Raw genomic sequence first — 12,149 nt, 5'->3', positions numbered from 1 at the left:
AACATTTTTTAGTTCTTATTGACAGTCAGTCTTTTTTAAAGTTCGCAAATTAGGTTCCAACAGCGGGCATGATAAAGTAGACCTTCTCATTTCATGATATTCACAGCCGTTTTCCAGGAATGCCTTACTATATCAGGCAATTCTCCATGTTCCTGGAACCAGTCCTGCAGGAACTTCTTAGTCTTAGGGTCTGAAGGATAACCGCTGCCAAAGTCCACTCCTATCTCTTTTTTGAGCTCTTCTATCAGGCTGTCCCTGCGTACCTTTGCGACAATGGAAGCAGCAGAAACGATCGGGTATATGCAATCAGCCTGATGCTTTGATATAACTGACATGCAGCCAGCTTTCTCAGCGTACTTTTTCTCATATTCAAGCAGGAGTCTTTTCCCAAATCGTTCCTCGCTCACATCGGCGGCATCTACAAAAGCAACATCCGGATGCAGTTCTTCGAGGACTCTGGAAAAGGCAAGCACCATTATCTCGTTCATGGTCATCAGCTTGCGCAGCTCATCTATCTGCTGAGGTCTGATCTCAAGAACAAAGACTTGAAGAGCATATTTTTCTATCTGGAGGGCAAGCATTTCCCTTTTTTTTGGAGTCAGTTTCTTTGAGTCAGCCACACCCAGGTTCTTCAGGACGTTAATCCTGGACTCCTCCATAAGCACTCCGCCAACGCACATGGGACCTATCACAGGCCCCTTTCCAGCTTCATCGATCCCAGCGATTCTCATTATACTCTATCCGTCTATCTGTCTACATTAATATGTCTGTCAGATGAACAGAGTGAATATAACGTAACCGATTATGATCATGATCGTGGAGTGCTTCAGGCCTGCCATGACACTACCTTCACCCATGGCCCCTGCCATAAGGCCAGAACTCAGTCCTTGAATGATAGCCGCATGTTTGAAAAGCTGTGTGTATGCGTTCAGGTCGAAATTACCGAGAAAGCCTCCCTGGCCCCCGGATGCGGCCATCTGTTCCCCGGCTGACGCCATCTCCGTGAGGAACGTTGTTGAAATTACATAGATGACACCCACGAACACAAGGAAGGAAATGTAGATGATAACTATGTATATCATCATGCTCATAGTACGCTCTCTTCTCATCCCCTGCTCGGAAGCAGCATCCCTTGCTGCTACGATCAGTACCTCTCCCACATCACCGCTGGATTCATTTGCTTTTGTTATGAGGGATAGTGAACGTGTGATAACCTGCGTCCTGAGCCTGTTGGCAAATCTTACGAGCGAATCGTTGATCTCGATCCCCCATAGCATATCATGCCATATCTTCTTCACTTCACGGCTGAGAGCATCAGTTTCTGATTTAGCCATGAGCTTGATAGAATCCCTCAGCGTCATGCCTGTTTCGTTAGTACTTGCCAGTTTCTTCAGGAAATCCGGGAAATTGCTTTCCAGCTTCTTTTTCTTCATGCTCTTGATCTCAAAGAAGATGGACAGTGGTATTATTACCAGCAGTATTGCGAACACGAGCTTATCGTCGATGAAATCCACCAGAAGCGCAGGCGTCGTCAGTCTGTGAATATTCATCATCAGAGGCACGCCTACCAAAAGAAGTGCCAGCGGGACTGTGACCGCCATTGTTGCAAGCGGATTACGGAACATCGATGCAAGCGGATTCTTTATAATATTCTTTATAGCAAGTGATTTCTTCGATTTAATGAATGATTCGAAATAGCCTCTTTCCCGGATTTTCTCCAGTGTCTCTCCCATCGGTTCCCCGTTCTCATCGTATTCAGGCAGCAGATATCCTGGTACTTCTGGTATTCCATGATCAAGTATCATGCGTGTGTTAAGAAGCTTCGGCTCCCCCATTTCAGTAGGGGTGATGATGCTTATCATGACAACAAACATCAGGGAGCCTACAGGCAATACGGCATAGATGATCGCATATACCATAGTGCTTGTCCCGGAACCCATGACCGCCATCATAACTCCCATAATTATTATAAAAAGGGGGCCTGCCACAAAAGCTGTCACGTATGACTCTGCAAGTAGTGCAAGCGTATCAAGGAAACCCTTCTGGTCAACTTCTGATCTTATCAGGTACTGCTCTGACTTGTCGCGGAAATAGTTGGGTATGTTACCCCCACTGTCTATTACAGTAAGAAGATTGTATATCAGGTCCTGGAACCTATCCGAAGGTGTTGTTTCTGAAGCATTTGTAAGCGCGGTCCTGAGGTCATGCCCGAAGTAATCCATATCTCTTACAATGGCATCTATTTCCTTTGAGGCCTCTCCATATGTGTCCTCTGACTTTGCAAGAGCCCGGAAAACATCCAGGATATTCATGCCTCCTTTACTGAGTGCATACATGAATGTCACAGCATAGGGCAGCTGCATATCGATCTTGGATTTGCGTTCGCCTGCCTGGAATCCCGGGTATAGCATGAATATGTTATACACCAGTCCCCCGAGACCCACAATAAAAACAATAGTAATGAAGAAAGCGACGAATATCTCTTTATATGACAGAAGGAAAGCCATGCCTGGACTGAAAGTAAGCTTTGTCAGTTTATCGGGAAGCCCTACAAGCTCTATTATTATATATGTAAGGGAAAGTCCCAAAAAAGCTCCGAATATGCCTGCCAGTATGGAATAGAATATGGCATTTGAGATATACATCTCATGAGATACGGGTATACGGGCTTGATTGAGCTGCTTTTGCAGATTCACGTAATTTTGCTTTCGGGCTTTGATCTTTGTGCCAAGCAGGACAAATGGTACCTTCTTAAGAACTTTGTAGTAAACACCAGCTTTTGTGATGTACGGAGTAATATCTAATTTTATCTTTCTTTTCTTGTCTTTTGAGGTCCTGGATGGTCCATCTTTATCCTCCGGGAGCTCCAGGGCACTCTCGACAATTTCCGGCTCAGTTTCTTCCGGCTGCAGCATGGTAGTTTCAGAAGGTTTCTCCTTTTCAGTCAATTTTTCACCTCCGTATCTACACTATCTGTAATTTTTTCAGGACCCTTTCGGGTCTTGACTGGTAAGCATTGATGATCCCTGATATCTCGTTAAAGTCAGTGATAGTGTTATTGACCATGTATTCCAGTACCTTCTGGCGGTAGTACAGCTCTTCTTCTATCCTGCCCTGTCCCCAGCCACGGCGCATTTTGATGTCAAAGAGCGCCTTTGATTCGCCGGTCCTGACAAAGACATCTGTTTCGGAATCCCATACAAAGATGTCGTTGGTCCTGATGTTCCTTGTGTTAGGGTCGATGTCTATTATCTCAACAAGTTTGATGTTTCTCCTCACACGTTTTCCTTTGGTGTATGTCTGGGACTGGATGCTCATGATATCCAGTGCCTGGATCATGGAACGCGGTACGCTGATCGGCGGATTCTCAAGCCTGTGAATGGCAGATGCTACCGAATCTGCATGCATTGTGGAGAATGTCGTGTGCCCTGTGGACATTGCCTGGAAAAGCGTCAATGCTTCCTTTCCCCTTACCTCGCCTACAAGCAGGTATTCCGGACGCTGACGCAGTGCAGCTTTGAGGAGATCATACATGTCCACAGCTCCCCTTTCATCAGCAGTGAACGAGTCTCTTGTCATGCTGGGTATCCAGTTGGGATGAGGTAGTTTGAGTTCTCTCGTATCCTCAAGTGTAATGACTTTTGCCTTCTCTGGAATGAAGAGTGATACTGCGTTAAGTGAAGAGGTCTTACCTGAAGCGGTGCCTCCGGCATATATCAGGCTCTTGTTATTTTCAATACATAGCCACAGGTAGGCCATAGCTTCTGCAGAAAAGGTCCCCCACTTAATGAGATCTACAGGTGTGATTGGTGTTTCACTGAATTTACGTATGGTGAAAGTACTTCCATGAGCTGTGACACAGGTTCCCAATGTCATCTGGATCCTTGACCCGTCAGGCATGGTGGCGTCTACTATTGGTTCAGCCACTGAGATATGCTTGCCGCTTCTCTGAGCCATCTGGATGATAAAAGAATTGAGCTCGTCCTCAGGATATACTATGTTGGTCGGAATGTTCTGATAAGTCCGATGGTAAAGGAAAATCGGTATGTCATGGCCGTTGCCTGATACATCTTCTATGGAATTGTCGCACATAAGTGCGTCGATCTTTCCAAAACGGATGAAGTCCCTTTTGATGTAATAGGAGATCTTGGCAAGCATCGGAGAAGTTATCTCAAGGGTATAGTCCTGAATAATAGACCAGATCTTGGAGTCGAGAACAGCTTCCTTGTCGCATGTATCTTCATCTATTTCCTCGACCAGGAGTACATCACGCAGTCTGTCCCTTATCTCTTTCAGGAATACTTCCTCAAAATCTGTAAGCTCGGGCTCTACTACATAATACAGATGATGGTTTGTTTCTTCGTTGTAGAGGATGACAATAAAAGTATAGGGTTCGTTAACCCAATAACGTTCTATTTCCTCATACCCCTCGACACCTCTGAATTCGGAAATAAAGCCATGAAGTTGCGGGTCATAAGGTTCTATCTCTACTTCTATCTTTTTAAAGAGACTCTTTACTTTATCAATGAATCCCACTCTTTCTTCTTTGATAGTTTCTTCTACTGCTTCTATCTCGATTTCTGCTCTGTTTCCCTCAACTGTTACTATTTTCTCTTCCCTTGATTTTTCTTCAAGAATACTTCTTACTTTTAATTTTGCCTCTTCATCCTTTTCAGCAGCAATCTCTTCTTTTACTTTTATATCGGGAAAACTTCGTTTAGCCGGTCCGAAACCAGGTGATCTCGGGAGAAGGATATTAAAGTCATCATCTTTGGATGATATATCCGCTTTTTCTTCAATAGGCGTGTTCTCTGGCCTGGGAACAAGAATTCCGGCTTCATCCAAGGTTTTTCCAGCTTCTGAGGCAACCGAACCTTTCATAATGAGGGAGTTGAATCCTTCCTCGAGTTTCTGTTCGGATATTTTCATTTGTGCTAATTTATCAAGAAGGTTTGACGCTTCTAAGATGTCTTCACTTTCTCCATCTTCCTGATTTTCTTCGTCTGTATCAATAACAGTGTCAAATAAGTTTCCGTCATCTAATGACGCTTTGTTTATTGGTAGAACACTTAATGCTTCATCTTCTGATTTGGCTTTTTCAAGCTCTTTGTTTTTCATGTTTCCAGTTTGAGCATCAGCCATGAATGTCACCTAATAATAGTTAAATTGTACAAATACAGAGTTATATTATATTTTTAATATAATTACTATGGTTATTAAAGGTATTGTGTCTGGGAGAACTCTCAAAGCAGACCTGGTCATAAACTTAAAGCTACGCTTTGAAGACCTTCCTTTGACTATCCTTTAATAATGATGAACAACTTTAAATCCAAGATGTACATGAAAACTATAATAACATCGAATGAGCATTCTTTTTTGATACATCTATGTACAAAAGAACATTTTTCCACGGATTTTATGCACATGGTGATATCATAACTATTTTCGTGTTCTTCTACTGATCTAACTATAGTTATCACTCATTATCACTCATTATCGCTCCTTAAATCAAAAACATTAAATCTAAAGGTTGATATGTTCAGGTAGAATAGTGATAAGGGACAGAGAGGATATCCTGCATGCCAATAATAACCCTACCATACAACGATCTTGAAGAGTTGACAGGAACCGATAAGGACACGATCATTAAGCGTGTGCCTATGATCGGTGCCGATATAGAGCGTATTGAAGAGGAGTCCATCGACATTGAATTCTTCCCTGATCGCCCGGACCTCTATAGCGTGGAGGGTGTGGCACGTGCGATGCGTGGTTTTCTTGATATTGGAACCGGCTTTTGTGACTACGAGGTCAGACCTTATCAGATAGAGATAAGCATGGACGCCCAGATTGAGAACATCCGGCCGGTATTCGGATGTGCTGTAGTAAGGGGTCTCAGGTTCACATCCACTTCCATCAAATCCCTGATGGACCTGCAGGAATCCCTGCACTGGGGTCTTGGACGTGACAGGAAAAAAGTGTCCATAGGTGTGCATGACCTATCTAAAGTGCAGGCTCCTTTCCGGTATATCGCCGCAGATCCTGGCTTCAGCTTTGTTCCGCTGGATTTCACAGAACCCATGTCCATGAAAGAGATACTTGAAAAGCATCCTAAGGGTATGAAGTTCGCAGGTATACTGGACGGCCTGGATAAATATCCGCTAATACTGGACGCTAATGACAACGTCCTTTCATTCCCTCCGATTATCAATGGCACACTTACCATGGTAAATGAGAACACCACTGATCTGCTTGTAGATGTCACAGGCCTGGGCTCTGAGGTCTATACTGCACTGAATATAGTGACAACAGCACTTGCAGAGCGTGGCGGGCAGGTTGAATATGTGAAGGTCATCAAGGCGGACGGCACTGAGCATATACCCCTTGATCTCTCACCCCGAGTCAAGATACTCCGAAAGTCTGAAGTCGATGCTCTCGTAGGGCTTGACCTTCCTGTGAAGGAGATTATCAGGCAGTTGAACAGGATGGGATTTGGTGCTCAGGAGCTTCATAAGGACATTATCGAAGTAATGATACCTGGCTACCGTGCGGATATCCTTGATAATTCTGATCTCATAGAGGATATTGCAGTTGGCTACGGTTTCAATAACATTCCTGCTATATTCCCGATGAATGCCACAGTGGGCAAGTCTCACCCCCTATCAGATATCAGCTCTTCAGTACGAGAGATTATGACAGGCCTAGGTTATTCGCAGGTGATGCCCTTCACTCTAACCAGTGAGAAGATCAATTTCGACTGGATGTGCAGGGAACGAACAAGTGACGTCACCTGTGTGCTGCATCCCATAAGTGAAGAACAGACAATGGTAAGGACCACTATCCTGCCCAACCTCCTTGAGATACTTTCCATGAACCAGCACAGAGAGCTTCCACAACGGGTATTTGAAGCAGGAGATGTTGTTATAAATAACAAGAACGGTCTGCACCTTGCTGCAGTATCTATTCATGCCCAGGCTAATTTCACAGAAGTGAGGGAGCTTGTGGATGCGTTCATGAGGGAGAGAGTTACCTCCTACGAGGTTTCAGAGTCAGAAGACCCGGCTTTCATGGAAGGCCGAAGAGCGGATATACTTGTAAATGGCAGGAAAGTAGGCGTCATGGGAGAGCTTTACCCGCAGGTCATCGTGAACTTCGGTCTGGGTCAGCCTGTGGTGGGTTTCGAGATTGATTTGATGAAAGAGTGAGTAGAACTCCTAAAAGAAAAAGAAAGCGGGCCCGCCGCGATTCGAACGCGAGTCAATGGGTATCTTCGGGGCAAATAAAGCCTCTTCGAAGCCCATTAGGATATCCTGGCTACCCTACGAGCCCACAGGGATGTATTGATTGATACAGACGGTATTAAAGGTTTCTATCAATAGGTTCCTATTAAAAGAGCCCTGACAGTATTCTCGCTGCCATGACCAGCAGCATGACTCCTAATATTTTCCTAAGTGTCTCCGCTTTTATTCTGCTGTACATCAGTCTTGAACCTATCTGTGCACCAAGGAAAGAGGCTACAATTATGTATATTACCAGTGTGACATCTGGTTCCCAGGTCCATACATGTGCAAGGAACGCGGCGAGCGACGCAAAGACAACCACGAACCCGGAGGTTGCAGCAGCGAATTTAACACCGTACCCCAGGACTATGAGCATAGGGACTACAAAAGACCCACCACCCACGCCTAATAAACCGGAAAGGATGCCTATTACAAATCCTCCGATAACTATCAGGATCTTTTTCTTTTTCCCGGAAATCTCTTTTCCACGATAGAACTTCTCAAATCTTGCAAAGAGCATCTCTGTCCCAATGAACAGCATCTGGATACTGAAAATGAGAAGCAGTACATTAACAGGAGTAAGTCTTGCAATGTATCCTCCTATTTGTGTCCCGATGGCAGCAAACAGTATCAAGGGTACTGCCACTTGCAGGTCCACCATCTTTTTCCGCAGGTACAGCATGGCTGCGGAGCCGGAGGTTACAATATTGAGTAAAAGGGCAGTTGTGATAGCGCTAAGGAGCTCCATACCTGTTCCGTAAAGGAAGGGGACATAAAAAACAGCTCCTCCAATCCCGAGCATAGAGAATAGGATGGAAGTGATGAACACTATGATCACTAATAGTATATTTTCCATCTGTTTTCCTCTAATCGCAGATATGCCAGTGTCCCTGGTTACGTTCACTTCACATATTTCTCTTTGAACAGGCCGATCTCCTGTTTTGTACCAATTACTGCAATGACATCGTTCTTTAATATAAGAGATGAAGGAAGTATCTCCGTTATTATTTTTCCTTCCCTTTCTATCCCTATAAGTGTGCACCCAAACCTTTCCCTTAACCCGATTTCCGCTACTGTCCTCTCGATAAGATCGGACTCATGGGTGACAGTGTGCTTTTCTATGTCAATGCCTTCATAAAGTGCAATATCTTCGTCCATTTTCTTACAGGACATTGTAAGGCAGCGGGAAGTCATTTTCGCAAGCATCTGTCCTGCAACAATAGAAAGGGCAGCGACATAATCAGCTCCTGCTTTATATATTTTGTCGATAGATCTATATGAATTCGCACGTGCAAGGATAGTTGACTTCGGGTTCAGGCCTCTTGCCATAAGGGTTGCAAATATTACTTCTGTATCGGCATTCAAGGCAACAATAATCGTTGAAGCTGTCTCAATGCCAGCCTGCTTAAGCACATCTTCATCGGTGGCATTGCCAACCAGATATTCATAGTTGGCATTATCAAAGGCCTTAGGATTTGAATCAACAGCAATGAACTTCAGGCCGGATTGTTGAAGGGTCTGAACTACATATTTTCCAACATCTCCGCATCCTAATATTATCAGGTGTCCGTCTTCTTTTGCTATCATGATATCACCGGCTCTGTTGGGTGAGATTTCTAAGTTCAGACAGCTGGCTGGTGGTGCCTACAGCCAGGAGTACGGAGTTGTCTTTTATGACATCATCAGGATTCACGTCAAAAGAGAGAACACCACGTTTCCACATTCCCACTAAACTGGCTCCTGTCCTGTTACGTATCGCTGCTTCTTTTATAGTCTTGTTCAGAAGCGGGCTTTTAGGGTATATTGGAAGCTCCACAATACTGACCCCATTAAAAAACTCGGTGGTACCCGTAAGTCTTCTCAGGAAGGGGTCTGCAGCTTTCCTGGCAATGAACCTTCCAAAGAGTTCCTTTGGCGAGATTACACTCGTCGCACCGGCATATTTCATATATTTCTTATTGGCTCTGTCTTCGACAATGACAATAATGTTAACGTCACTGATGGTCCGTACTGTCAGGATGATATTTGCGTTTACTTCATCGGAACGATTTACAATGACAAAACTCGCTTTTTCAACATATACGTTCCTGAAGGTTTCTTCATCGGAGAGATTTCCCTGTACAGCCTCGATATCTTTTTTCAGGAGATCTTTCACAACGTTCTCTTCCTCTTCAATGAGCACATAGGAAACCTTGTTCTCCTTGAGTTCTTCAACAAGAGTCTCTATAAGACTGTTATAGCCACAAATAATGATATGGTCGGAGGGATTTCCTGAGATCTTTACCGGCATACTTGGACGTATGTTCTTTTCGAGCAATGGCGATATCAGAAGGTTGAAAAGCAGTCCGAAAACAACAGGAATGCCTGAAAGTTGCACTACTATAGAAAAGAACTTTCCTGCAGACGATGTAAACACTATGTCTCCGTATCCTACGGTGGTGATAGTTGTCATTACCCAGTAAGTGCCATCAACGAGATTTGCATGAACGTACTGTTGCTCGTACTGCATTATATATATAAAAATTAAAAGATAGACAAGGACCACAGCAAATGTAAGTAAAAAGGACCTCAGGATTGTCCTGTGCCAGAGTTTCCGTTGCATAATATCGATCCTTTAAACTAAATTATATTACTGTGCTCTTGTTACTGCCAGACTTGTTCTCTCTTGTCAGAACCCATGTATCATGTATGGTCCGAATATCATGAGCAAGAAGGACATGAGTATTAGCAGTGCAAACGTTGCTGTGATGGCTGTTGACAGGCGCTCAGCTTTAAGTTCGTTGTTAGTGATGCGATAGAGGGCTGCATGCAGGTAGTCCCTGAAAACATGTCCTCCATCAAGGGGAACTGCCGGCAGGCAGTTGAACAGGCCGACATAGAAATTGAGCCATCCTATCCATAGCAGGGCGTTGGCTATCCAGAACAGGCCGATACCAAGAGGTTCGGCCCATCCTACAGGCTCATAGAACTGTGCCAGTGTGCCGCTAAATCCCGGGAAACCTTCACCTGCAAATCCTATTATCGGAAGCCCCAGAAGGATGATCCACCCAACGGGACCTGTCAGCATACCTGGTATGTCCTTGAGGAGGCCCAGGTATTCACGTGCCGGGAACTCTCCTACTGAGAACCCAAGAGATGTTTCTACATGTCCGGCCCCTCCGGTGTATACTCCCAGGAATCCTTTCTCAACATTCTCATCAGGATGAGATTCCAGTTGTACTGTAAATTCTCTGGTAGTTTCCTGCATGTTGTCCTCAACGCTGACGATCTCTACCACTACGGTCTGGCCGGAAGTCGTTGTGTCCATAAAGGACATGAAATCTGTGGCAGTCAGTATTGGCTGGCCATCCATACTCCTTATGTACATGCCTTCTTCAAATCCTGCAGCCTGTGCAGGTGAACCTTCAACGACACCCTGGACCTGGACACCCCTGTTGTCAGGTTCGATGTCTATAATCTGCGCCTCATACACAGAAACAACCCTGTCGGTTGCGGCATGGACCATTACAGTGGACCCGGCTTGTGCTGAGTCCAGATAAAGCAACATCTCATTTACATCACTTATGCTGGTCTCATCAAGTTGTGTAATGACCATCCCTTGCCTCAGGCCGGCAGTATAAGCAGCTGAGTCCTCTTCCACGTCAACTATCATGGTATTGCCAATAGGTGAGATGGCGCCAAGCACGGGTCCAAACAGCAGGGAAAATGCTATCAGTGCTACTACAAAGTTCGCCATCACGCCGGCTGCCAGGATCCGGCTTCTCTGGGTGCGTGTAGCCATTTTTTCGGATGCAACCTTCTTTTTCACCGGCTCATCATCATGGATCCTGATTCCAAGCCTGCGGTCTCCGTAGGGGTCTGGCCTGTTATCCTCTTCCTCTTCTTCCTTACCGAAAAGTTCCTTTTCGTCAGGTTCGGCAAATCCTCCGATAGGCACGAGTGCAAGCAGGATACCCATGGATTTGACACGGATATTCTCCACTCTGCATAATATGGCATGTGAGAATTCATGGACTACCAGAGTGACTATGAGTGCAATTATTCCCCATGTGAGCGGTATGAACTCATTGACACCGGGTATCAGGAATATATTCCTTGCCTCATTGAACTTACCAGGCTCCGGGACGCTATTGGTCCCGATCGAGCTCAAAAGGGCAATATCGGATAGTATGACAATAAGGAACATTGCTATCATACCGATGAACATCAGCCTGATGCCAATATCAGCAAAGAGCCTCCAGGCTTTTTTGGGTTTGGCAAGTTTGTCAAGAAGACTTAGTCCGCGGGTAGTCCTTATCATGAGGACTGGCCCGTATGTGCTGATATTATACTTCTCCAGTATTCCTTTCTTTTTAAGGGCTATAACTAATAACCAGTACAGCAAAAAAACTGTAAATGCGATGGTAGTGTTCAAAAAAACTCTCCGTTGAGACTTGAATTATGGATCATTTGTGGAATGTCTGTGGATTCTTAATCGTAAGGCGTTTACTACATAAGGGAATTTCTTCCGGTTGGTCCTTTTCTAAAGGTGAGATAACATAGTAGCATCTGTATATATAGATGTACCTGCGAAAATCCATGCTTTTGTATAGGAATGTCTGTGAACAGAACGCTTAGATACTCTTATATATAACTATTTTTAAATATCAAATGATTCATGGTTATCTCGCATCGTGGTTCTGTGGTCACAGATACTGAGCAGTTTGTGTTCTCAAATCCAGGATACTTCGGGCTTACCTTCACTTGTATACTTATTTTTATTGCATAAAAGCATAAGTATAAAAACAAGGAACGAAATATAGCAATCACAGAACTATGAAACGTTGATAAACGTTGATGAATTGTTTGAGCATTAACGAGCAATATTAGAAA

General features: G+C 44.4%; 8 protein-coding genes and 1 tRNA gene. 1 reads left to right on the top strand and 8 read right to left on the bottom strand.

Features of this window, described 5'->3' with window-relative positions:
• Positions 1 to 86: 86 nt before the first annotated feature.
• The 3 genes from rnhB to QZZ22_RS08105 are packed head-to-tail and all read right to left on the bottom strand — an operon-like array spanning position 87 to position 5,142.
• On the bottom strand, positions 87 to 731 hold the full coding sequence (gene rnhB, locus QZZ22_RS08115) for a ribonuclease HII (RefSeq protein WP_292463939.1): 645 nt from the start codon (positions 729 to 731) through the stop codon (positions 87 to 89).
• Positions 732 to 770: 39 nt separating this feature from the next.
• Entirely contained in the window at positions 771 to 2,948 is a 2,178-nt protein-coding gene (locus tag QZZ22_RS08110; RefSeq protein ID WP_292463938.1) for a type II secretion system F family protein, read from the bottom strand.
• 16 nt (positions 2,949 to 2,964) lie between these two features.
• On the bottom strand, positions 2,965 to 5,142 hold the full coding sequence (locus QZZ22_RS08105; RefSeq protein WP_292463937.1) for a type II/IV secretion system ATPase subunit: 2,178 nt from the start codon (positions 5,140 to 5,142) through the stop codon (positions 2,965 to 2,967).
• Between the two features lie 437 nt (positions 5,143 to 5,579).
• Between QZZ22_RS08105 and pheT the strand changes: the two genes are divergently transcribed.
• Positions 5,580 to 7,202, top strand: coding sequence for a phenylalanine--tRNA ligase subunit beta (gene pheT, locus QZZ22_RS08100; RefSeq protein ID WP_292463936.1), 1,623 nt, complete (start codon positions 5,580 to 5,582; stop codon positions 7,200 to 7,202).
• Between the two features lie 26 nt (positions 7,203 to 7,228).
• Here the strand turns inward: pheT and QZZ22_RS08095 are convergent.
• The 5 genes from QZZ22_RS08095 to QZZ22_RS08075 form a co-directional block, all read right to left on the bottom strand.
• Positions 7,229 to 7,326: transfer RNA gene (locus tag QZZ22_RS08095), tRNA-Arg, on the bottom strand.
• 57 nt (positions 7,327 to 7,383) lie between these two features.
• Entirely contained in the window at positions 7,384 to 8,133 is a 750-nt protein-coding gene (locus QZZ22_RS08090) for a sulfite exporter TauE/SafE family protein (protein ID WP_292463935.1), read from the bottom strand.
• Between the two features lie 44 nt (positions 8,134 to 8,177).
• On the bottom strand, positions 8,178 to 8,864 hold the full coding sequence (locus QZZ22_RS08085) for an NAD-binding protein (RefSeq protein ID WP_292463934.1): 687 nt from the start codon (positions 8,862 to 8,864) through the stop codon (positions 8,178 to 8,180).
• A 4-nt stretch (positions 8,865 to 8,868) separates the two neighbouring features.
• A complete protein-coding gene (locus tag QZZ22_RS08080) occupies positions 8,869 to 9,879 on the bottom strand; it encodes a potassium channel protein (protein ID WP_292463933.1) in 1,011 nt (336 codons plus the stop codon).
• Positions 9,880 to 9,945: 66 nt separating this feature from the next.
• Positions 9,946 to 11,691, bottom strand: a complete 1,746-nt coding sequence (locus tag QZZ22_RS08075) for a site-2 protease family protein (protein ID WP_292463932.1) — start codon at positions 11,689 to 11,691, stop codon at positions 9,946 to 9,948.
• Positions 11,692 to 12,149 lie beyond the last annotated feature (458 nt).

Source organism: Methanolobus sp. (genome assembly GCF_016278365.1).
Taxonomy (GTDB): domain Archaea; phylum Halobacteriota; class Methanosarcinia; order Methanosarcinales; family Methanosarcinaceae; genus Methanolobus.
This window is presented reverse-complemented; position numbering and strand designations above follow the sequence as displayed.

Coding starts and splice junctions, on each gene's coding strand:
- QZZ22_RS08085 (WP_292463934.1), bottom strand. CDS start 8,864: ATGATAGCAAAAGAAGACGGACACCTGATAATATTAGGATGCGGAGAT.
- QZZ22_RS08090 (WP_292463935.1), bottom strand. CDS start 8,133: ATGGAAAATATACTATTAGTGATCATAGTGTTCATCACTTCCATCCTA.
- pheT (WP_292463936.1), top strand. CDS start 5,580: ATGCCAATAATAACCCTACCATACAACGATCTTGAAGAGTTGACAGGA.
- QZZ22_RS08105 (WP_292463937.1), bottom strand. CDS start 5,142: ATGGCTGATGCTCAAACTGGAAACATGAAAAACAAAGAGCTTGAAAAA.
- QZZ22_RS08080 (WP_292463933.1), bottom strand. CDS start 9,879: ATGCAACGGAAACTCTGGCACAGGACAATCCTGAGGTCCTTTTTACTT.
- rnhB (WP_292463939.1), bottom strand. CDS start 731: ATGAGAATCGCTGGGATCGATGAAGCTGGAAAGGGGCCTGTGATAGGT.